This window comes from Dyadobacter sp. CY345 (genome assembly GCF_021502725.1).
In the GTDB taxonomy this organism is placed as follows: Bacteria; Bacteroidota; Bacteroidia; order Cytophagales; family Spirosomataceae; genus Dyadobacter.
Genome location: NZ_JAKFFS010000005.1, coordinates 442,028 through 465,467 on the forward strand (window position 1 = coordinate 442,028; position 23,440 = coordinate 465,467).

The following is a 23,440-nucleotide window of genomic DNA, read 5'->3' on the forward strand; positions in this document are numbered from 1 at the left end:
TGATTTGAAATATTACAACTGAATTCTGAAACCCGCAGTGATTGTCCGGGTAACCGGATATCCTGACAAAGATTCAGGATCGCCGTAGGGCACCTTGTCCCAGGAGAATAGATTCGTGCCGTTTGCAAAAACCCGTATGGTTTTCAGTCTCAGCTTATCCGATACCGGCGTGGGCAGCATATAGCCCACCTCGGCACTACGCAGTTTGATGAAACTTCCATCACGCTGCCAGAAAGAAGAAAACTGGTAGTTATTAAGGTTATCTTTAGAGGATAGTCTTGGATAACTGGCTGAGCCTGCCGTCTCCGGCGTCCATCTTCCTTCGGCGATCGGCGCGATCTGACCATTTGCCTGGAATGCGTGGAAATAGTTTCCGCCAAGGTAAACGGTATTGCCTGTTACTCCCTGAAAAACCAGATCCAGGTCAAATCCCTTGTAGTTTAACCCGCCATGCAACCCAGCCGTGAAATTAGGCAGGCTCGGATTACCAATCGCAACCCGGTCGTTGGCATCAATAACCCCATCCGGATTTCCATCCGCACCGCCAACATCCTGATACTTAATATCGCCTGCCCGTATAACCTCCGTCAATACACCGGGAACATTTTTCGGATCAATAAGTCTGTCAGCAATATCCTGCTCACTGTAAAACCCGATTGCCTTTAAACCAATTGGCTGGTTGATACGCCTTCCTGTGAAATACAGCTGCTGGTTAAACTGAAAGGCCTCTGCATTAAATACAACCTTGTTTTTGAAGTACGATACATTTCCTTCGACAAAATAGGTAAGCGCCGCCTCTTTTTTACTATTGTAACGAAGGCCAAGCTCAAACCCGCTGGATTGCGTTTTGCCCTGATTCAGATTGGGTGTGATGATACCGGTAAACTGCGGCATGGTACTGTTGGATGCCACCAGAATGTCATAGCGATCCCGTTTAAAGTAGTCAACCGTCAGGTCAAGATTTTTAAATAAGGTCAGATCGACACCTGCATTCAGTACTTTTTCTTTTTCCCAGGTAAGATTCGGATTGGCTATGCTATTTTCTGCAAAACCACCTACCGCATTATTTCCCGTACCGAAGAAATAACCGGCACCACCAAACGTCGGTGTGTAAGCATACCGGCTCGACAGTCCAAGACCTGAAATAATATCATTGCCAATCAAGCCATAAGAAGCTCTGAATTTAAGATAATCGATGACATTACTATTCTTTACAAAACCCTCATTGGAAGCGACCCAGCCAACCGATGCAGCCGGAAAGAATCCATAGCGTTTTCCCGGAGGAAAACTCTCGCTGCCCATGTAAGATGCCGAAAATTCCGCAATGTACTTGTTGTCAAAAGCATAAGTCACCCGCCCCGAAGCGGCATTATGCTTATATGCGTCCGTTGAATTCGCAGAAGGGACAGTCGGTTCGGCAGTCGAGCCAAACAATGTTACATTGTCTGAATTAAACATAAGCATTCCGGAAATATTGCTTTTTCCAAAAACACGCTTGTAGTCCAGAAACGCTTGAAAAATCAGATTACGGTATTGGTCTAAGGTAACCTCACTGCCCGAAAGCGAAGTAAGCTGACCGATGGCTGGCCCATAAACCGTTTCACCAGCCGCGTTTTTAGAGATAGCAAAGCGCGGGTATTGCTTGCTCTTCTGCGAGCCCGATTCAAAATAGTTGTTAATCGAAACTGCCCCAGATACACTTAATCCCTTAATAAGCATATCCAACTGCTCCGTGAGCTTCAAAGACGACAAGATCGTGCGGGAATTGTTTCTATAAAAGCCGGTAGACAACATATTACCAACCGGATTGGCATACAGCGAATTACCTCCGTAAGAGCCGTTCGGATTATATACCGGGAATGCATTTGGCGGCAGCGATGCAAGCAGGTTGAAAGTTCCGCCGGTGGTGTAATTGTTTGGATTGATAGTCTGCTCCACCGAACCGGCGATCTTAAATTCGGCTGACAAACGCGACGTCAGGTTAACATCCAGGTTAGTACGGAAGTTGTATTTGGAATATTTTGAATTGGAACTCTCATCATTCTGATCACCAAAATTCTTGAATAAACCCTGGCTGTTCAACGCATTGAGCATGACAAAATACCGGACATAGTTATCTCCACCGCTGAAATTAAGGTTATAACCGGATACAGGAGCAGTTTTGCGCAATACCTGATCGTACCAGTTCACATCCGGGTGAAAGTATGGATCGCTTCCGTTCTGATAGGCATCCAGATCAGCCTGGGTATAACGCTCGGTCAACTCGTCATTACGCAAGGCTTCATTATAAAGCGATGCATAATTATAAGAATTCAGGAATTTGGGAAGATACTGGGCCTGGTTGAATCCCTGCTTGGTTGTGAAGGAAACTTTCAATGGTCCGTTTTGTCCTGCTTTTGTGGTGATCAGAATCACCCCGTTTGCAGCCCTGGCGCCATAGACAGCGGTTGCCGACGCATCTTTCAAAACAGAAATAGATTCTATTTCCTCCGGCATCAATTGCATAAATGCATTAGACGGTCCATTGCCATTACTGATAAAGCCGTCGATGACATACAATGGCGCACTACTTGCACCGCCGAGGGTGTTGATCCCTCGTACTAAAAGGCTCGGCGTTGAAGCACCAGGCTCAGAACCACCCTGCGCTACGGTAAGACCAGGCAGACGGCCAAAGAGCGTGTTACCAAGATTCAATGTAAAATTCTTTTCCAGTTCTGTTCCCTGCACCGTTGAAATGGCACTGGTCACCAGGTTGGCAGGTTGTTTGCCAAAACCTATGCTGACCTCATTAGGCTTCTGGGCTATAACGACCGTGTCAGCCGCTCCCGAACGCTGTGCCCTCAGTGACCCCGTAACCAGAAAGGGACTAAGCAGGATACAGGTTTTGAATATTAAAGATATTTTCATAATAATGATTGTTGCTGTTCCGGAACTTGATTATTTATATTTTCTGCCCCTACCAACCCGGATTCTGGGTGAGGTTTCCCTTCATGACTTCGTTCTGCGGGAAAGGATGCAGGTACATATTTTTGTTAAAGGTGCGGGTCTCAAACACATAAGGTTTCCAGGCATATTTATAGTTGCCCGTGCTCCCTGACCTGTTAATTTCCAAACCTTGAAAAGCACCTGTCATTACGCCTTCCTGTTCTGCAATCAGCCAGCGTTTTATATCCCAGAACCGGTGGTCATCGTTGACCATTTCTATCGCAATTTCATTACGCACCCGCTCTCTGAACTGGTCTTTTGTCAATCCGGCAGGAAGGTTTGGCATGCCAGACCGGTTGCGGATCGCATTTACAGCTGCATAGGCTTCTGCCACCGGACCCGAAGCTTCGTTAAGGGCTTCTGCATAATTGAGGTACAATTCGTTGACCCGGAACAAGGCGTCAATCATGACAAAATTCGCATTGGTAGCATTTCTTGGGATGTATTTTCTTAGCCAGACTCCACCTTTGCAATTGACGTAATCCTTACCGCCGTTGTAAATCTGTGCAATAGGGTCTCTTGCCGTATAGTAGCTATTGGTGTACGACATTGTTTGCTTAAAGCGTGGATCCAGTTCTGCATATTTGGCGGTCAAATCATTTCCTCCGGCAGCATCCCAGGTCTGAGGCGTGCCATCAATTTTTTCATATTTTTTAATAAAATTCAAGGGAACCGAAATGCCACTCCAGTATGAACCATAACATGCTGCGTTCCAAAATGTCAGGGGTGCATTACCAATATTGGTAATACCTCCGGCTGCCGCCGCTCCACCCTGGTATAGCAGAATCAGCTCCTTATTGTTTGCTGTTTCCCAGGAAGCCCGGTAGTTTCCCAGCGGTCCGGGTGTTCCGTTGTCCAGGTCTTTCGGGTTCCTGTTCGCTGCCTCGTCGATGAGTCCATATCCACTGGCGAGTGCTAAATCGATGGCCTGTTTGGCAGCGTCAGCCGCAAGTTTCCAGCGATTAGCGTCGTAGTTTCCATAACAGATCAGCTTGTTGTCCGCTGCATTTACCATGTTCAGAACAGGCGTTGCCGTGTTAAATTGTGGGCTCGCTGCATATAACAACACCTCCGATTTTAATGCAAGCGCAGCAACTGAAGTAGCCCGCCCCGTTTGAGATGCTGAGTATACTGCGGGAAGATCCGTGTAGGCTTCGTCTATATCTTTTAAAATAAAATTGACACATTCTTCAAAGGAAGAGCGGGGCACTTCAATCTTAACTTCCGCTTCAAATACCTGATCAACGATCGGCACGCCACCGTAGCGTTTGATCATTTCCATGTAATTCAATGCTCGAATAAATTTCACCTCAGCCCGAATCTGCTTTTTATAGGCCTCGTCGGCATCAGGTACTTCATCGATACGCTTCAAAACCAGGTTGATCTGACGCAAAGCGATCCATCGGATGAAATAGCGGTAATCTTCCAGGTTTACAATCGTGGCAGGTAGCACCACACCCTCATTCCAGCGGTTGGAATGGACAAATGCAGCCTCGGAAGCATCGCCTTCATCGCTGATACTCGAACTTGGATGGATCACATCAGTGGCATTCACCTGCGAAAAGGGGGTATATGCATTTGCCTGCGTGGTATTCACAGTTTCACCCTGATGCCGATAGCGAAAGTTGGAATGAAGACCGTATTTATAAATCGTGGCCATGAAAATTTCCAGACTCGCCTTGTCGAGGAAGGCATTATCTTCGGTAAGGTCTACGCCGGGGGCTTTATCAAGAAACTCGTTTTCGCAGGATAAGGCCAGCATACAGCAAATAAGCGTAATGATCAGGTATCGTTTTTTCATCGGGATGTCAGAAATTGAGGTTAAGTCCTGCATTGATTGTACGGACCAAAGGGTATGGTTCTGTGTTGGTATCTCCTGTTGATGTATTTTCAGGATCAATGCCCGGATACATTTTTTTCCAGGTGAACAAGTTATTTGCATTCACATAAATCCGGCAGGAGCTCATGCCCAGTTTTTTCAGGATTCCCTGGTCGAACCGGTAACCGATCTCGGCATTTTTGATCCTGACGTAACTCGCATCCGCCAGCCAATAGGACGAACCGGCCCCATTGGGGTTGCTGTTGACAGAAAATCGGGGAAAGTTGATTGGCAGCCCGGCCGTGTACCGCTCGGCTGTCCAGCTCTCGTTCATGTATTCAGCTGAACCTTCCGGCGGCGCCTGTCCATAACCCGTACCACGTTGAAAGCGCGTGTAATAGTGTGATACATTGCCTACGCCCTGAAAAAGAACAGAAATATCGAAGCCTTTGAAATTAAGTCCCAGCGTTGCACCAAACGTTTTTTCAGGTAAGTTGGAGTAACCTATCGGCACAGCATCAAAGTCGTTAATCTGCCCATCACCATTGTAGTCCAGATACTTAATATCACCCGGCTGGACTTTATTATTTGAATATGAATAAACAGGACGAGAAGGGTCATTCACCTCTTCCCAGCTGTTGTATAATCCCTGCGCGATCAGTCCAAAATTTTGACCAAGTCTCTGCCCGGTCCGGTTCTGATATGCATAGATGTTCGGAACCTCATCCCTGAAAAGCACTTTGTTTCTTGCAAAGCTGAAATTGGCACCGATGCGATAGCCGAGCTGACCAACATTGCCCGAGTATGAAATATCAGTTTCAAAGCCTTTATTTTCCATTTTACCAAGATTATTCGCAGGCTGCGACAAACCGGAAATAGACGATATAGACTGACGTGTGGCTAAAATATCACTCCGCTGCTCACTGAAAAGATCTGCCGTAAATTTGATCTTATCTTTCCAGAAAAAGACCTCCATTCCCACATTTTGCTTCACCGCACGCTCCCAGGTCACATTTGGATTACCGGTTGCATCTTCCCGGATACCGGTGTAACCCGTGTAAGTTGAACCTACATTTCCAAAATAATACATGTTAGCCACGCTTGAATAGCTGGTTGGCCTGTACAGAAAACGTGTCCCTCCGATATTATCATTACCCACTTCTCCATATGAGCCCCTGAATTTCAGGAATGTCACTACCTCGTTTTTCGGGAAAAATGACTCCTGAGATGCTACCCATCCAAGGGAATAGGCAGGAAAAAAGCCAAACCGTTTACCTGGTGCAAAATTTTCAGTTCCATTGTAACCAACATTTACTTCTGCCAGGTATCTCCCGTCGTAATCATATGTAACCCTCCCTACAAAACTCTGATATCCCTTTGGCACCAGAAAGGCCAATGTCGGATCAAATGTTTTCTGCTGGTTATAAAGCAGAAGGCCCGTTACGTTGTGCTTGCCAAAACTTTTCTTATAATCAATACCGAATTCCGCTGTGATCCTGCGGTTGTAAGTCCCTGTCTGCGTGAAGCCGAATTGTGCATCTGTGGTGGATGGCACATAGTTGATTGTACCATCAGGAAGCCGAGTCGCCAGATAAGTGATCAGCGTTTTGGTGTTCACAATCTGTTGATCATTAAATGTCTGGACAGCTACATTACCATGCGTCGACAACCCGTCGAGCAGAAATCCCAAATCATAATCCATACGAAAATTGGCATTCAGGTAATTCCGGTATGATCTCTTAAGACCACCTGCAAGATTGGGATAAAGTAAGGAAACGTATGGATTGTTACGCGCTCCTGTAAAAATGTTAACCACCTTGCCATCCACAACACCAGGTGTTTCCAGCGGACTGGCCCGAAAGATGTCACCTACAACACGTTCCGTATTCGTTCCGTTATTGCCGCTGCGCGTTTCCGTCTGAGACGAAAGATCCAGAGACATTTTCAGGCGTTCAGTAAGATCAAAGTTAAAATTGGAGCGGATATTATAACGGCGAAAAATGGATTGCGGCGAAAATGCGTCAGTAACTTCTTTGGTATCTTTAAACAACCCCTCCTGATTGAAAAGACCGGCTGAGACAAAATAACGTACCTTTTGTGTACCACCACTGATACTGACATTATGCTGCGACTGCTTGGATGCCTTTTTAAACATCACATCAGCCCAGTTTACGTTTGGATGGAACACAGGATCCTGCCCGTTCCGGTATAATTCAATGTCTTCGGCTGTGTACCTTGGTGTATATACGCTGCCGGTAACATAGGCATCTGCTTCCAGCGCTTCGTTAAAATGTGTGGCATAATCTGCGCTGTTCATCATCTTGCGCATGTCGGTAAACGAGTTGAAACCCTGGTTAAAGGTGTAGCTAATTTTCGGCGGGCCGACCTTTCCTCTTTTTGTAGTAATGATCAATACGCCATTCGCTCCCCTGATACCGTAAACGGCTGTCGAAGAAGCATCTTTCAAAATCGTCACCGACTCAATTTCGTTAGGATCGATGTTGTTATAATTGTCGACCTGAATACCGTCCACCAATGTAAGTGGGTCAGTATTTCCGGAGAATGTCCCAACTCCACGGATACGGATCTTTGATCCATCATTACCCGGCTCACCGCCAGACTGGGTTGCAAAAAGTCCCGGCAGGCGGCCTACCAGTGAATTACTGATATTGGCAACCGGTGATTGAACCAGTTCTTTCGTCCCAATGGTCGAGATCGCACCGGTTGCATTAATTTTTTTCTGGGTCCCAAACCCGACAACGATGACTTCTTCAAGCGACTTATTATCAGCTGCCATTATTATTTTAAGTTCCGAATTGGTATTTAAAGCAACTTCCTGCATTTCATAACCTACGAAACTAAAAACCAGGGTTACCGATTTATCCGGTACCTGAAGAACGAAGTTGCCGTCCACATCTGTTGCAGTACCTTTTTGTGTTCCTTTAATTACAATATTCACGCCCGGAAGACCCTCTCCGGTAACCTGATCGGTCACTTTTCCTTTGATGATTGCTTCCGCCATTTTTATTACGGCACCTGTTGGTTCGGCTTCCAGCCTGGGCAACATCATCAGGTTGCTGCTCTCCCGCGCAACAGTTTTAACAGGTATAGTCCGTTCAGTTCCTGACTTTGAAGGTTTAGCAGGAAGAATGGTATAACCTCCGCCTTTCAGTTTTTTATACTTTAAATTCAGCGGTGGCAGGATTCGCCGGAGGATGCTCTCAACATTTTCTTTTTCATCGATGTAAAAAGGCAGCTGTTTACCATCGATCAATTCGCGCTGATAAACGAAATTCACTTTGTGTATGGCTTCCAGCTTACCAAGGTAAAGTATGACGCTGTTTGCGTCCTCCTGTTGCCGCACCGGCTCGGCTTTCCGGAAAACTGCCGCGATGACTTGCTGTGGTGAAGCCTCACAAAAGGCTCCTGCATCGAGCAGCAAAGTAGATATGGAAAGTAATTGGAGAATTCTTTTCATAGTAAAAACAATGATTTGGTGATTTGTATCGCTTACACATGTCAAACAGGTGAACAATTCACATTTCCCGTTTTTTTATGATTTTTATTTGAATTTTTTTAATTTTTATCCGTGTTATTTAAAAAGATAAGTATCCTCCTTCTTTTCCACTTCCAAATCAAGAATGGTTGCCAGGTTTGTTACGAAATCTGACGGAGAGCTAAGGCTCAACTTTCCTTTTAGTCTTTTGTTCAGAAAAGATGTGTCTGCAAAGGAAACGCGGATGCCGTAATTATCCTGCAACATCTCCGCGAGTTCGCCTACCGGCTTGTCATCGAGGATATACATTGATTCTTTCCACGAATCGTACAGTTCAGGCCGCACCACCCTGACTTTGATTGGCTGTTTTTGATCCCCTACTGTTGCCAGATCACCTGGCTTCATCATGATGGCCGGTACATGTGGCGCGTGTAGTTTTACCTTTCCTTCATTCAGCATCACTTTTGTATTTTGCCTGCGCGTCGTAACGTTAAATTCTGTACCGAGCACTTCCACATCTGCTTTGGAAGTATGAACGATAAACTTCGCTCCTTTTCGTTTGGCAATATCGAAGTAGGCCTCCCCTTCCAGCCAAACTTCACGCACCGCGTTTTCAGCGAGCCTATCCCCGATCCGCATCACAGAATTTGCATTGAGCGTCACCTGAGATCCATCCTCCAATGTTAGTTTACGAATTTCTCCATATGCAGTCTGATACTGCTCAGACCTGCTGCTCCACCAACCTATACCGATCGAAATAATAAGCATTGAAATGGCAGCAGCGACGAGGAAATTCGACTGTTTCCACCAAATTGCACGTTTCTCAGGCTCACCAATATCATTCCATATCCGTTTTCTGAGCCTGTCAAGGTCTGCTTGTGAAGGAGTTGTTTCCTCAAAACGGATGTTTTTTATATAATCCTTCGGTTTATCTTTATCTTCCATATCCTTGTAAATGAGATTGCGTAAGCGCTCAAACAATGTTTCAAATGTTAAACGTGCTTTTCAATCCGTTTTCCCGTTTCAAAATAAATATTAATGCATGCTGGTTAAATAGCCCAGCAACATGGCCACGCTGATATTGATAAAAATACCTTCCCTGTTCAGCCTCTCGTTTACCGAAATCCGCAGGGCAGACAGTGCTACATGTACGGAGTTATAAACACTTTTCATGGTTATTCCCATTACTTCGGCTGCCTGCTGATAAGTCAGATCTTTCATAAAAACCAGATATAAAATCTCTTTCTGGCGTTTGGGAAGCTGATTTAGCTCTGCGATGACAACCTTTTTCTGATAGTCAAGCGTCTGCTGCTCAACGAGCTCGGTTTCATAAGACTGGATCAGAAATTCTGCGTTGTCAAAAACGTAATCCGATGAATCAAGTTTGTTCAGTCTGGTCAGGGAATCCAAGAGCCGGCGACGAAGTGCCCGGTACATGTAAAAGCGGATATTATCAGTCGGTCCGAGACGTTCACGGTTATTATAAATATGCAGGAATAATTCATGCAGACCATCCTCAACAAGCTGTTTATTCCGAACGAGGTTATAACCATAACGATACAGGTCGGCTGCAAACAGCTCGTAAATACGGGAATATGCATCCTGATTTCCAAACCGGAATTTATCCCATAATGCTTTATGTTCGTAAGATGTCAGTTTATCCCGAATCATTTGATAAAAAAGTTAATCCTCTGAATTGACCTGTGCTGATTTTTAATGTAAATATTCTACTAAGACCGGCAATTTATAGATTTACCCTTTGTCATTTCGAAGCCATCTGACGCAGTCATCCGCAGCATTTTTGTCATTACACTAAAAATATAGATATCACTGATCCGTAAAAATCATCCAAATAATGCAAACGTTTGCATTGAAGCTGTTTTTCCTGGTACCGGATTGTTTAAGAACTGATTTAAGGCACCTTCAACTATGGAAGCGGAAAAAGTGAGCCCGGATAAATTTGTCCAGTTTTTCAAGAAAATAATCCAGTTTATTTTTACCCTGGAAAGACTTCACCAAACGTCTCAGGGCGCTTTTTGCTACAAAGTTTAGTTACACTACATCGATAAAAGCCGGAATAATGAAGGCATATGAATTGAGAAGGTGCCGACAACATACAGTATTATCTATAACTCGGCTGAAACTTAGATTAAAGTACTGGCTTCGAGAGCTTACCAAATAAAATTCTCTATGATCAGCTTTCCTGCAAATACCTTTTTTTCAACATTTTCATCATAAAAACATTGATATCCCACTGATTGGCCAGCGGTATTTGCGTGTAAGGCATAACTGGCATGTAAGCAGCGGGGCCGAACTCCGTGGTTATTGTGAGCACTTTACCATTTTCCTTACTGTTTGAAACTGCGCGATCCCACCAGCTCAAATGCGCTTCCATGACTTCCCTCCATTCGGGAGCGCGAGGATCATTCACCTGGGGCCCTTCGGGATGCCCTACCCTGCTGTGAATATGAACTGTACGAGAAATAGCCAGGTCAACTGCCTCTGTCTGATCATGCAAAAGTGACTCGTGGACAGTGCACCAGTGAGAAATATCAAGCGTAAGTTGCAACTCAGGAATCAACGTGAGATACATCTGTGTGACATGGGCAGCATACAAGCTTTTGCCGCGATGGGTTTCATGAACAATTGGGATATTGAATTCTTTTGAAAGCCTCCCGGCTATCTCAAAAAGTACTCGATTTTGTTCAAAGGTAAAATAGTCTTTTCCCGTCTGGCAATTTATAAAAACCGGTCTGGCTGATATAAGGTTTCTGAGGTATAACTCATAACTCTTCGCATGCAAATCAAGATCACTTTCAAAAGATTGCCAATACTGACCAATCAGTTCAAGTTCATTTGCTTCAAGCAAATCTATCATCTTCTGTTTTTCTTTTTCTTCAAGGGGAAGAGCCATTTCTACGCCATTGTATCCGGCAGCCTTCACGTTTTCACAAAAAAGTTCAAACGGAAGAGTGTTACCCCATTCCGGTGCATAAAACTTAATTTCCATAACCAGCTGAATTAGAACTACGTTTTGTATTTATTGTTAATATGAAGAGGCTAATCTTTCGCGCATTAACTTCGTAAAAAATTTCAGCATTTTTAATCGTCTAAGCCAAACACTACACTAAACGTTTTTTACCTGTGTTCTCCCGGGTCAAAGTCCAAGCCCCATAGGAATCTAGGATAATTTCCTGGTAATTACTTCCCCTGCCTCGCGCAAAGCCTGCACGATTTCCCTCTTTCTGGATGCCGAAAAACGATATTCAGGAAGAAATATGCTAAGTCCGGCTACGACAACTTTGTTTTCATAAATAGGAACCGCAAAGCCTAACAGGTGCGTGTGTTTGAAAAAGGTCGTGGCAAGGCCTTCTTGCCTGATGGAATCCAAAGCAGACAACAAGCCCTCCGGCGTACTGCCTTCTTCCCAGGTAATCATATCAGGAAGGCCATTTTGCTGCAAAAACCGTTCACGCTCTTTCTCAGAAAGATATGCAAGCAGCAATCTTCCACTTGCTGTCTCATAAACACTTCGTTCCGAGCGAATACGTACCTGAATATCCTGATTGCTGTTCACCACATGAAGGATATAACGTTTGTAGTGCCTGAGCGTTCCTAATATACAGGATTCATTTAATCTGGCTGTCAGATTTTCCATCTCTTCCTTTGCAGCATTCACGAGGTTCTGTCCATAGGCAACTTCATTGGTGAGCTGAAAAGCACCAGGACCAAGCCGATATCCCTTCTTTTTACCAATGTGCTCCAGATAGTTCTTTTCTGCAAGCGTCTTGATGATATTGGCCGCCGTTGCCTGATTCAGTTGAAGTTCTTCCGAGATTTCCGTAAGCGAAATTGCCTGTCCGTTACGCTGCGCAACGAGTTCCAAAATATCCAGTGCCTTTATAACGACTTGTACCATACTTGATCAATGTGAGAGTAAAAGTAAAAAAAATAATAGAATTAAACATCGGTTTCAGATTTATTTTGGAATAGTGTAAAATACTTAAAATATGGTTTTTTCAATGTTTAATTAACTAAAAACACCATTTGAACAAGATTGTATTGCAAAATTCCAGGTTTACAAATCTGATATTTTTTCACCTAAGAATATTTTTATTGTATTTTTTGGTTGTTTAACAATAATATAATAATCTTGCAATGTGATAGTATAATTTATCATTGTTAAAGTATAACCTAGAACAGATGAAAATATTCATTACCAAATTGACAAAATGGTGGCTTTGCGCTGCGCTTCTGTGTTGGACTGGTTTAGCTGTCGCGCAGGATGTGACAGGTAAGATTTCTGATGAAAATGGACAGGCGCTACCTGGGGTAAGTGTAGTTTTAAAAGGTACTCAAAAGGGTACATCGACTGACGTAGAAGGTATTTTCAAGTTGAATGTTTCGGAATCTAACGCCGTTCTGGTCTTCTCTTTCGTCGGTTATCTTTCCCAGGAAGTGGCTGTGAACAATCGATCAAGCATTAACCTGACATTGAAGGAAGACAATAAGGCGCTGGAAGAGGTAGTCGTTGTTGGCTATGGCACGCAGCAAAAAAAGGACCTCACAGGTTCCATAGCTTCTGCTGACCTTGTTGCATTTAAGGAATCGCCAAACGTCAGTATTTTGCAGTCATTAAAAGGTTCATTGCCAGGTCTGACGATTAGCCAGACCAACCGGGCAGGTGACGAGCCATCGATCAATATCAGAGGTACTTCCACACTCAATGGCAACACCGCTCCGCTTATCATCGTAGACGGAATCATTTTTAACGGGCGACTTTCCGACATTAATCCCAGTGATGTTGCCAGTGTTGACGTGCTGAAAGATCCAAGCAGTAAGGCTGTCTATGGTTCTCAGGCGGCAAACGGTGTGGTATTGGTAACGACCAAAACAGGCCGCTCTGCTACTAAGCCGTCGATTACATATTCCGGCAGTTATGCTATATCCTCACCAACAGTGAATGCCAAATTGTTGCGAAGAGATGCTTTTCTTGAAAAAGTCAGGGACATTAATTATTTAAAAGCCTTTACTCCGGAGTCGGGTTATACAGTTGTTGATCCTGCCTGGACGTTTGCAAATTCAGAATTCCTGCCACCTAATCTGGCAGGGTTCAATGCGGGTAATGACTATGACTGGTATGGAGAACTGACACAAAATTCCCTGATTAATAATCAGAATATAAGTATTTCCGGTGGTTCTGACAAGACGAATTATTTTATGTCGGGTGGTTATACGAACGAGAAAGGATTTATTAAAAACGATGATTATTCCAGATATACGATGCGTATCAACCTTGATACGGAAGTAGCAAAATGGCTCACTTTGGGTGCCAATACTTCTGGATCGTTTACCAACTTTTTTAAAGACGCGCCGGACATGAATTCCATTGTAGGTACCAGTCCGCTTGTAACACCAAAAGATGCCAACGGAAATTTCAATATCAATCCCATTGGAGATTTTAACGTTAACCCGTTTCTGGCCACCGAAAACGACCGTTATGAGGTACAAAGCCGTTTTGTAGGCAATTTTTATGGCATCGTGCGCATTCCTGGACTGACAGGTTTTAGTTACCGCCTGAATTTTGGACATAACCTTAAATTCTTCAAAAACTATACGTCCAGCATTTATGGTGCGGGTCAAACAGGTTCAGCTTCTAAAAATGATGCAACGCAATATGATCAAACGCTTGACAATATTTTTAACTACACCAAAAGCTTTGGTAAGCACAACATCAACGCTACGGCGGTGTACGGCTATAATACTTCGAAATTCAATCGTACCATAGCCTCAGGTACAGGATTTTCGGACTTGAATTTATCTTACAACAGTTTGCAGCAGGCCGGAATCCAGAAAATATCCTCCGAAGCCTGGGAAGAGGCTTTGCTTTACCAAATGGGAAGCATCGCTTATAATTACAACAGTCGGTACCTGATCAAAGCGACGGTTCGCAGGGATGGTTTCAGTGGGTTTTCTAAGCGAAACAAAACGGGCATTTTCCCCTCCATCGGAGTAGGCTGGGTTATTTCGGAAGAAAAATTCTTTAAAATTCCAGGGATTGAATACCTGAAAATCCGGGGTAGTTATGGCGAAAATGGCAATAAAGTAGGCCGTTATAGCTCGCTGGCGAGGGTTAGTGCGGATGATGCTTCAAAATATGTTTTCGGAGATGGCGGCCTTACCTCAATCGGCCGATCGGTTTCTTCTCTTGCCAATGAAAACCTTAAATGGGAACGAACCCGGGGTATCAATATTGGCCTCGACTTTGCGGTTCTGAACAACCGGATCGACGGAAATATTGAATATTACAGCTCAAATACCAAGGACCTGCTTTGGCAACAAACATTGCCACAAACCTCAGGTTTCTCGAATGCCTTCACTAACCTGGGGCAGATCAACAATAAGGGTATTGAATTTATGCTCCACGGACAGCCGGTGAAAACGAAAGATTTTACCTGGGATTTGACTGTCAACTTTACCAGAAACCGTAACAAAGTGGTTACGATTTTAGGAGAGGACAATGACGGCGATGGTGTTGAAGATGACCTCGTGTCAAGCGGACTTTTTATCGGAAAACCAATTGGTACCATATACGACTTTAACACGCAGGGTATTTACCAATTAGCTGATGAAAAACTGGCGGGTTTCCAGGCTGGTACGTACCGGCTGGAAGATATCAACGGCGATAAAAAGATCACGGCCGCAGACGATAGAGAAATTTTGGGCAATACAGAACCTGCATATCAGTTCGGTATTCAAAACACGGTTTCCTACAAACAATTCACACTTCGCGCATTTATCAACTCCGTACAAGGCGGTAAAAACAGCTATTTAAGTGCCAATTATCCATACGGCTACAACGGAACATCGGGAAATGCTAGCAACTCCAACTGGTTTGACTTTACCGATTTTTGGTCTCCCCGGAATCCGGATGGGAAATACCCCAACCCCTGGATAGCCTCTCCTGCTTTTGCAAGACAATATGTGCAAAGGAACTTTGTGAGGTTACAGGATATCTCTTTGTCATATAACCTTAGCGAGAAATTGTCCCGGAAAATCAGGGCGGCAAACGCAAAGCTATTTGTGAGCGGCAAGAACCTTTTCACTTTCACCAAATGGGAAGGATGGGACCCGGAAACCAACACGACCTTAACACCAGTTGACGGCTCTACGGTCAATACTGCTTTGGGTGTAACGTCTATAAACGCTTTCCCAGTGCTTAAATCATATTCCGTTGGCCTTGAAATCACCTTTTAATTTCCGATATCTCATGAAAAATATAATCTCTAAACCAATCATTCTGATCATTGGTGTGCTGCTCTTCACAGCATGTAAAGAGGAGAAATTTTTGAAAGAAGAACCTCTGGATTTTTACAGTCCTGAAAACTCTTTTATCAATGCAGGCAACTTTGACGCTGCCCTTACGGACTTATACGCCAGGATACGCGCCATTCAGAGCGTGGATGGCGGGGCATCCCTTTATTCAGAAGTATTAGGGACAGACCTTGCATTTAACGCAAGGTTAGCGCCCGACCGTATGGGCAGTTACGCTGTGGCTTTAACTCCTCAGGGAAATATCCCAAACCAACACTGGATCCGGTGGTACAAAATTATTGCGAACGCTAACACCATTATTTCACGGGCAGCAACGTCAAGCCTGACAGAAGCTCAGAAAACAGCTTTTAGCAGCGAAGCTAAGTTGTTCAGGGCATATGCTTATTTCAAACTGGTTCACTTATTCGGAGATGTTCCTTTGATTGTTGAAGAAATAAGTAACCCCAAGAGTGATTTTACGAGAGCTCCGAAGGTGGAAGTTTTGAATCAGATCGTTGCTGATGCTACTGATGCAGCCACAAACCTGCCCAATGTTGATGCTGTAAAAGATGGGAAATTAAGCAAGGCAGTAGCCAATCATTTATTGGCAGAAACATATATATCCCTGAAAGACTACGACAAAGCAATAGCGGCGGCAACGGAAGTAATCGAAAAATCGAATCTGCAATTGATGACTGACCGTTTCGGCAGTTTGAGAAATAGTCCGGGCGATGTGTATTACGACTTGTTCAGAGTAGGTAATCAAAACCGAAAGTCGGGTAATCTGGAATCTATCTGGGTCATTCAGTACGAGCTGGATGTGATTGGTGGGGTATTAACTTCATCAGGAAGTTCTTTGAATAATTTAGAAAGGTCTATGGGCCCTGCTTCATTTTCGATCGTTGATCCCGATGGAAAAGCCAGTTTGGTTGATGGCGCGTCGGCTTCCACATTAAACTCGGGCGGCAGAGGCGTTGGATTTGTTCAACCCACTGATTATTGGACTTACGAGATTTGGGGGTTAGATCCCAAAAATGATAATCGTAAACTAGATGCGTCTGTAACCGATATCAGAACATCGCCATTTAACATCCCAAGGGATTTTATCTACACCAATCCACTTTCACCGAATTATTTTGGTAAAAGCTTGCTTGACTTTCCGGCACCAAACTGGAACAATGCGACAAGCAAATGGCGCTGGTTCCCGTATCCATCGAAGATCACGACGCCCGGGCAACACCCGGTGGGTGTGGTACAAGACCAGACTAAGTTGACTTTGAAAGCTACGGCAGGTGCCACCTTCAGGGATATGTATATGATCCGCCTGCCAGAAACAATCTTGCTGAGAGCAGAAGCATATTTACTCAAAGGAAATAACGCATCCGCAGCCTCAGACATTAACCTGGTGCGTAACAGGGCGAAGGCAAAGCCTGTAACCGCTGCGGAAGTTACACTGGATTACATCCTGGATGAACGGGCAAGAGAGTTAATGTATGAAGAAGACCGCCGCATTACGCTTTCCCGGATGGGTAAGTTGGTGGAACGGGTAAAGAAATATAATGCATTAAGCGGACCGACGATTCAGGCCTTCCATGCCCTATTCCCAATTCCCTTCTCAGAAATACAGGCCAATAAGGATGCAGTATTGGAACAAAACCCAGGATATTGATCAGGATTTCCAAATTTTATTCGTCGCCGATAAAAATAGATTTTGATTTAACGGGCAGAAATCCTTTCCCGACTGTTTGCATCAAAACTAAAAACTAAAACATGAAGCAGATCATTAATTTCTTAGCCGTTTTGAGCCTCTTGATTGGATGTAGTTCCACCTCCGAGAATCTGCTAATGACGAACGTAAATGCCCTCTCAGCAGCAAACCGCACCCGGTCAGATGTGCTGAACTACCTCAAAAAAGTGATTGAAAATAACCAGGTGATTGTGGGGCAACAATGCAGCGAGTCGCCAAACATACCAGCCGATTATGCCAAGCACTTCAAAAGTATTTATGATCTCACAGGCAAATACCCCGCTTTGTTGGGCCTGGACTACGGATATTTCTCGAATGTAAATATGACTTTAAACAATCAGTATGCCGTTGAACACTGGAAAAAAGGAGGATTGGTCACGTTTAGTTGGAGCGCAGACAACCCCTGGAAAGATGGTTACAATGTCCGTTGGAATTCTGAAACGAATAAAGATACCATCCAGGTTCGTCAATTATTGAAATCAGCCGCTGCATCCCAGGCCCGCACGAATTACCGGAATGAACTTGAAAAAGTGGGTGCTGCGTTGAAAGAACTGAAAAACGCCGGCGTAATCGTGCTCTGGCGACCGTTACATGAAGTAAACGGCAGCTGGTTCTGGTGGGGTGTCAATAACACTAAACAGCCGACCAATCAAGCTGATTATCAAATGCTTTGGAAAGATATGCACGATACATTTACAAATGAATTCGGACTTGATAATCTGCTTTGGGTTTACTCGCCAAGTGCACCGGGCACCTGGGTTCCGCCGGTCGATGTTATGTTTCCGGGAGAGGCCTATGTTGATTTGGTGGGTACTGATCAATATTCCATAACGCCGGATTTTAAGGATTATGATGTACTAAAAAAGTTGAACAAAATAGTGGTCAATGGAGAAATTGGGCCATCTAATGAAGGTTACGGCAAGTTTGACCAAATGGCTGTTCTGAATGCCTTCAAGGGCAAAGCGGCCTATTTTTTACAGTGGCACAGCTGGACAAATGCAAAGGTGGGGATTAAAGATAATCTCAATTTCAAGGAAATGATGAACGATCCGGCAGCCATTACGCTGGATAAAATGAAATAAGAAATCACTAGCCAAAAATGCTTTCAATACTATGCAGATAAAAAAGTACTTAATAATTCTTGGATTGGCCTTTTTGGTTTTTCGGTTAACAATTAAAAGTTCATTTGCGCAATTTGTGGATTCATCCGCAGGACGTGTAAAAACACCTTTATCGGTTTCTTATAAACAAATCGGAACGCTGAAACCACGGTCGACAAAAGAAATCGAATCCTCCCGCATCACCGTCGGCTGCGAAACCCTGGACAGAGATTTTACAGATTTTAATGCCTATAAAAACTATTTGCCTCTTTTAGGAGTAAAAAAAATAAGATTACAGGCGGGTTGGGCTAAATGTGAACAAGTCAAGGGGGTTTATGACTGGAAATGGCTGGACGGAATCATAGATTTCGCAGTAGCCAATAAGCTGAATCCCTGGCTGGAAACCTCTTATGGAAATCCAGTTTACGAAGGTGGCGGCGCAAAAGGTTTGCTCAACAGTATGCCCACATCGCCCGAAGGTTACGCGGCTTATGATCGCTGGGTAGAAGCGTTGGTAACCCGCTACAAAACCAGAGTGTATGAGTGGGAAGTTTGGAATGAACCTGACCATCCAAGCCAAAAGAACGAACCCGAAACAGTAGCAGCATTAAATATCCGCACGGCCGAAATTATCAAAAGGATTCAACCTGATGCCAAAATCGCAGGTCTGGCCTTTGCTTCGCATACGGATACCATTTATTTGGACCGCTTTTTGAAAGTGATCAGTGATAAGGAAAAGCTGGATCTGTTTCACTGGATCTCCTATCACAGCTACGCTTATCGTCCGGAGGACTCATACAAGGGTGTGATGAATCTGACGAAAACGATGGAAAAGTATTCTAAAAAACTGCGTTTGAGACAAGGTGAAAACGGTGCTCCATCAGGTTATATTCCGAGTTATGCACTGGATAAATTTTACTGGACAGAATATAGTCAGGCAAAATACGATATGCGCCGGCTGCTGGGAGATTTGGGAAGGGATATTGAAACTTCCGTTTTTACGATCATTGATATCGCCTATGCAGGAAACCCGCCGGTCCTGAACATGAAGGGCCTCATCCAATCTGATTTTACCAAGACTGCGATCCGTCCCAAAGTGGCATACTATGCTGTACAGAACATTGCATCAGTTTTTGACAATTCGTTGGAACTCGTACCCGGTTTTTCAGCGAGAGCCAGCACCACAGACTCAGTTTCAGTTTTTGGTTACCAAAATAAAACCAACAAAAAACAGGTGATAAGTATTTGGCTAGATGGCAAAATACCCGCTAATGCATTTACAACCGTGCCCACCGATATTGTGATTGAAAACGGTAATTTTAACCAACCTGTCTGGGTGGATTTAATGACTGGTCGCGTTTACGAGATCCCAAAATCGGACTGGACGAAATCAGGAAATGCCTACACTTTCAGACACATTCCGTTGTATGATTCGCCTGTTTTGATTGCGGACAAATCAATCTTAACCTTAATGAAATAATGAAAGTAAAATTGTTGCAGCGCATTTTCTTGTCTCTTGGTTCATTCGCGATCTGTTTCACACATCCGTTACACACGCTGTCGCAGTCGACGAAACCCATTGGTACAGAAGCCATTGCTGAAATCGCCATGGGAAGAGGATTGAAAGAAATAGACCTCGGCATTTATGGCGGAGTATTATTTATGCATGGAATGAGCGAGCTGGCAGTATTACAAAAAGACCCTAAAACTTTAAACAATACAATCGAAATTTTCGAGAAGTTCAAGACCAAAGAGATCAAGGGACGAGGAAGCTTTATCAGTTATGAGGCTGGCGGAAGTGGGGTCGCTTATTTAAACTACTTGAAAAAGTCGGACAAATTGAAAGAACAAACTGAGCTATATGCCGACAAGATGTTCAAGGACCAAAAACGTACCTCCGAAGGACTGCTCACCGCTCCCTGGCTTAAAGATAGTCTCGATCAATTTATGATTGATTGCGCTTTTGCGGTTACACCTTATATGTTGTACGCCGGCTTGAGCATGAACAAGCCCGAATACGTAGATCTGGCCGTTTTTGAGACTCTGGAAATGTTTAAAATTTTGAAAGACACCAGCGGTTTGATACATCAGGGCAGAGGGTTTCAGGGATTGGGGTCGATTTCGGAAGACAACTGGAGCCGCGGAAATGGTTGGGGCGCATTTTCGCTGGCATTTCTGGTGCGGGACCTGCCGGCTACCCATCCGAAGAAAAAAGAAGTGAACGAGCTTGCCAAAAGTTTCTTTACGTCTATTCTCAAATACCAAAATCAGGAAGGATTATGGAACCAGGAAATGACCGAACATACCTCCTATGTAGAAACTTCGGGAAGTGGATTAATGCTGTTCGGTTTAGGGATTTGTATAGAGAAAGGCATTATCGATAAATCTCATTTGCCTCAATTCGTGAAAGGACTGAGCGGATATACCTCCTACATCACACCTGACGGCTCCATCAGTAACGTCACCATTGGCTGCCTTTGTCCCGGAAAAGGCACTAAAAAAGATTATATCAAACATGCCTGGAAACGCAACGATATTCATGCATTCGGGCCGGTCGTGTTGGCATTTACCCAGGCTGCCAAAATGGGAATAAAGGAAATAACACCTGCAAAAAGCATGGGATGTTATGTGGCCGACTTTGAGAAACCGATGAAACCTCAGGCTTATGTAAGATACATGCCCGAAGCCAACGGAAATATTTGCTGGGAAAACGACCGTATCGCCTTCCGGGTATATGGTCCGCCGGTGAAAAACAGAGTGAGCAGCGGTATTGATATCTGGACGAAATCAGTCGAATATAACATCATATCAAAATGGTATAATGATAATAACATGGGCAAATCTTATCATGAAGACCATGGGGAAGGTAACGATTTCTATCATGTAGCCTACGGTAGAGGTTTGGGCGGCACAGCTATCTGGAGAAACGGCAAGCCTTTTATCTCTCAGCCTTACGCATCACACCGGATTCTAAAAAATACAGAAGAAGAAGTTGCTTTTGAACTCAATTTTGACGCTTGGGATGCCGATGGGATCAAAGTGCGTGAAAAGAAGGTGATCAGCCTGAAAATGGGAACGAACTTTTGTAAAGTAACCAGTACGTTTATAACAGATTCAAAAGAACCCCTGACTGTAGCCCTGGGAATTTCGTATAGCAATAAACCCGAAATAATAAATGACGCGGAAAAAGGCACACTTACAATTTGGGAATCATATATGCCCAAAAACGGTGAGTTAGGTACAGCGGTTCATGTACAACCTGCTGTTTTTAAAGCTTTTGCTGATTATGAAAAAGAAAAATATATCTTGATAAATGCCCAATCGGGCAAGCCCCTCACCTATTATGTGGGTGCAGGTTGGAGCAAAACGCCTCAATTTAAGACCAGGCAGGAATGGCTTAACTATGTAAGCGCGGAGATCCCAAACATGAAATTTTAGAAAATCAAAAACATGAAATATCCTATCTTATTCATTGTCATAATCGCATTAAGTTCGACGTTCGGTTTTGCCCAAAAAATTGATACGTCTGCCAATCGTGTGAAAACGGATTTTTCAATCCCGTTGAAGCGGATTGGCACTATAAAACCTAAAAAAACAAGCGAAATCAACAGTTCCAACTGGATTATTGGCTGCGAAACACTTGACCGTGATTTAACTGATTATGAACAGTACAAAGAATATCTTGTTCCGCTGGGTATCAAGAAATTGCGAATGCAGGCTGGTTGGGCGAAAACCGAAAAAATCAAGAATAAATATGACTGGGCATGGTTAGATAAAATCATTGACGATGCACACCAAAGAGGTTTACAGCCTTGGTTAGAAACTGGTTATGGCAATACGCTTTATGAAGGCGGCGGCGGTACTAATCTGAGTGCAGGAATTCCATCTTCTGACCAGGCCCTGAAAGCCTGGGACAAATGGGTTACAGCCCTTGTGGAACGCTACAAGGACAAAGTGACTGACTGGGAAGTCTGGAACGAACCAAACTTCGGGGATAATGAGATAAATAAGCCTGAGAAAGTGGCGGACCTGAATATCAGAACAGCAGAGATCATCAAACGCATCCAGCCAGAAGCCAGAATATCGGGCCTGGCCATGGGACACATTGATTTAAAGTACGCTGATGTCTTTTTCAAAAGGATTCATGATAAAGGCAAAATGAATCTTTTTGACAACATGACTTACCATGACTATGTCTACAATCCTGACGCGAATTATGGTAAAGTAGCTGAGCTAAGACTGGTTTTGGACAAGTATGCACCGCAGGTAAAATTACGCCAGGGCGAAAACGGCTCACCCTCTTTCGGCGGAGGAAACAGAGGGGCCATTGGCGATTATGACTGGTCGGAAATTTCTCAGGCCAAATGGAATATCAGAAGAATGCTGGGTGATTTGGGTCATGACATCGAGTCAAGTATCCTCGGGATTATCGAAATGAACTACGGTGCTACCAGTGGGCCGATCACGAAAATGAATGTAAAAGGTATCATTGAATCTGATACTTCAAAAAGAGCCATTCGGCCGAAAATAGCATATTATGCCATGCAAAATGTGGCTTCGGTCTTTGACGATCAGCTGGTGAGGATCAAAGATTTGGAAGACACGCACAATACAAATGCCACCATTGGACAGGACGAAGTACGTTACAATAAAGGGACCGACAGAAGTCTTGCAGTGTATGCTTATCAGCATAAAAATACCAAGAAGCAGGTTTTTACGATTTGGAATAATGAGTATATCCCCACGTCCTCGAACGCGACCAGAAATATCAATTTCACCATCCTGAATGGCAATTTTGAAAACCCTGTTTATGTCGATATGCTGACTGGCGGCGTCTACGAAATTCCGGCGGACCAGTATAGTGTTAAAGGCAATAAGTACACTCTCAAAAACATAGCCATATACGATTCTCCGGTGTTGATCGCGGACAAATCGTTGATAATTTTTAAATAAGAGGGTCAGGTATTTTCAAACGATCA

13 protein-coding genes are annotated in these 23,440 nt (G+C 44.0%); 6 read left to right on the forward strand and 7 right to left on the reverse strand.

The genetic code is table 11. The annotated features are described in order from the left end of the window. Window positions 1-12: 12 nt before the first annotated feature. From L0657_RS22450 to L0657_RS22480, 7 genes are all read right to left on the reverse strand, one after another. The gene (locus L0657_RS22450) at window positions 13-2,907 is read right to left on the reverse strand and encodes a TonB-dependent receptor (protein ID WP_235153011.1); all 2,895 of its coding nucleotides are present in this window, start codon (window positions 2,905-2,907) and stop codon (window positions 13-15) included. Window positions 2,908-2,956: 49 nt separating this feature from the next. Continuing rightward, complete coding sequence (locus L0657_RS22455; RefSeq protein ID WP_235153012.1) at window positions 2,957-4,786, reverse strand: RagB/SusD family nutrient uptake outer membrane protein; 1,830 nt, start codon at window positions 4,784-4,786, stop codon at window positions 2,957-2,959. Between the two features lie 7 nt (window positions 4,787-4,793). Then, window positions 4,794-8,282 carry a SusC/RagA family TonB-linked outer membrane protein gene (locus L0657_RS22460; protein WP_235153013.1) on the reverse strand — a complete coding sequence of 1,163 codons (3,489 nt, stop codon included), beginning with the start codon at window positions 8,280-8,282 and terminating at the stop codon, window positions 4,794-4,796. Window positions 8,283-8,396: 114 nt separating this feature from the next. Continuing rightward, the gene (locus L0657_RS22465; RefSeq protein ID WP_235153014.1) at window positions 8,397-9,245 is read right to left on the reverse strand and encodes a FecR family protein; all 849 of its coding nucleotides are present in this window, start codon (window positions 9,243-9,245) and stop codon (window positions 8,397-8,399) included. Between the two features lie 90 nt (window positions 9,246-9,335). Then, a complete protein-coding gene (locus L0657_RS22470; protein WP_255718192.1) occupies window positions 9,336-9,971 on the reverse strand; it encodes an RNA polymerase sigma factor in 636 nt (211 codons plus the stop codon). 523 nt (window positions 9,972-10,494) lie between these two features. After that, window positions 10,495-11,310, reverse strand: a complete 816-nt coding sequence (locus L0657_RS22475) for a sugar phosphate isomerase/epimerase (protein WP_235153015.1) — start codon at window positions 11,308-11,310, stop codon at window positions 10,495-10,497. Window positions 11,311-11,481: 171 nt separating this feature from the next. After that, the gene (locus L0657_RS22480) at window positions 11,482-12,219 is read right to left on the reverse strand and encodes an IclR family transcriptional regulator (protein WP_235153016.1); all 738 of its coding nucleotides are present in this window, start codon (window positions 12,217-12,219) and stop codon (window positions 11,482-11,484) included. Between the two features lie 284 nt (window positions 12,220-12,503). Here L0657_RS22480 and L0657_RS22485 point away from each other — a divergent pair, with 284 nt between their 5' ends. The 6 genes from L0657_RS22485 (at window position 12,504) to L0657_RS22510 (ending at window position 23,414) form a co-directional block, all read left to right on the forward strand. Further along, window positions 12,504-15,557: a TonB-dependent receptor gene (locus L0657_RS22485; protein WP_235153017.1), complete on the forward strand. Its 3,054-nt coding sequence runs from the start codon at window positions 12,504-12,506 to the stop codon at window positions 15,555-15,557. A 13-nt stretch (window positions 15,558-15,570) separates the two neighbouring features. Next, window positions 15,571-17,283: a RagB/SusD family nutrient uptake outer membrane protein gene (locus L0657_RS22490; RefSeq protein ID WP_235153018.1), complete on the forward strand. Its 1,713-nt coding sequence runs from the start codon at window positions 15,571-15,573 to the stop codon at window positions 17,281-17,283. A 101-nt stretch (window positions 17,284-17,384) separates the two neighbouring features. Further along, window positions 17,385-18,443, forward strand: a complete 1,059-nt coding sequence (locus L0657_RS22495) for a glycosyl hydrolase (RefSeq protein ID WP_235153019.1) — start codon at window positions 17,385-17,387, stop codon at window positions 18,441-18,443. A 115-nt stretch (window positions 18,444-18,558) separates the two neighbouring features. Beyond that, window positions 18,559-19,941, forward strand: coding sequence for a GH39 family glycosyl hydrolase (locus L0657_RS22500; RefSeq protein WP_235153020.1), 1,383 nt, complete (start codon window positions 18,559-18,561; stop codon window positions 19,939-19,941). Continuing rightward, window positions 19,941-21,899 carry a DUF4861 family protein gene (locus tag L0657_RS22505; RefSeq protein WP_235153021.1) on the forward strand — a complete coding sequence of 653 codons (1,959 nt, stop codon included), beginning with the start codon at window positions 19,941-19,943 and terminating at the stop codon, window positions 21,897-21,899. The genes L0657_RS22500 and L0657_RS22505 overlap by 1 nt, the downstream gene beginning before the upstream one ends. Before the next feature lie 12 nt (window positions 21,900-21,911). Further along, window positions 21,912-23,414, forward strand: coding sequence for a GH39 family glycosyl hydrolase (locus L0657_RS22510; RefSeq protein WP_235153022.1), 1,503 nt, complete (start codon window positions 21,912-21,914; stop codon window positions 23,412-23,414). The last annotated feature ends 26 nt before the right edge of the window (window positions 23,415-23,440 follow it).

Excerpts from the sequence above, each read along its gene's own strand:
- L0657_RS22450 (WP_235153011.1), bottom strand. The coding sequence starts at position 2,907 with ATGAAAATATCTTTAATATTCAAAACCTGTATCCTGCTTAGTCCCTTT.
- L0657_RS22455 (WP_235153012.1), bottom strand. The coding sequence starts at position 4,786 with ATGAAAAAACGATACCTGATCATTACGCTTATTTGCTGTATGCTGGCC.
- L0657_RS22460 (WP_235153013.1), bottom strand. The coding sequence starts at position 8,282 with ATGAAAAGAATTCTCCAATTACTTTCCATATCTACTTTGCTGCTCGAT.
- L0657_RS22465 (WP_235153014.1), bottom strand. The coding sequence starts at position 9,245 with ATGGAAGATAAAGATAAACCGAAGGATTATATAAAAAACATCCGTTTT.
- L0657_RS22470 (WP_255718192.1), bottom strand. The coding sequence starts at position 9,971 with ATGATTCGGGATAAACTGACATCTTACGAACATAAAGCATTATGGGAT.
- L0657_RS22475 (WP_235153015.1), bottom strand. The coding sequence starts at position 11,310 with ATGGAAATTAAGTTTTATGCACCGGAATGGGGTAACACTCTTCCGTTT.
- L0657_RS22480 (WP_235153016.1), bottom strand. The coding sequence starts at position 12,219 with ATGGTACAAGTCGTTATAAAGGCACTGGATATTTTGGAACTCGTTGCG.
- L0657_RS22485 (WP_235153017.1), top strand. The coding sequence starts at position 12,504 with ATGAAAATATTCATTACCAAATTGACAAAATGGTGGCTTTGCGCTGCG.
- L0657_RS22490 (WP_235153018.1), top strand. The coding sequence starts at position 15,571 with ATGAAAAATATAATCTCTAAACCAATCATTCTGATCATTGGTGTGCTG.
- L0657_RS22495 (WP_235153019.1), top strand. The coding sequence starts at position 17,385 with ATGAAGCAGATCATTAATTTCTTAGCCGTTTTGAGCCTCTTGATTGGA.
- L0657_RS22505 (WP_235153021.1), top strand. The coding sequence starts at position 19,941 with ATGAAAGTAAAATTGTTGCAGCGCATTTTCTTGTCTCTTGGTTCATTC.
- L0657_RS22510 (WP_235153022.1), top strand. The coding sequence starts at position 21,912 with ATGAAATATCCTATCTTATTCATTGTCATAATCGCATTAAGTTCGACG.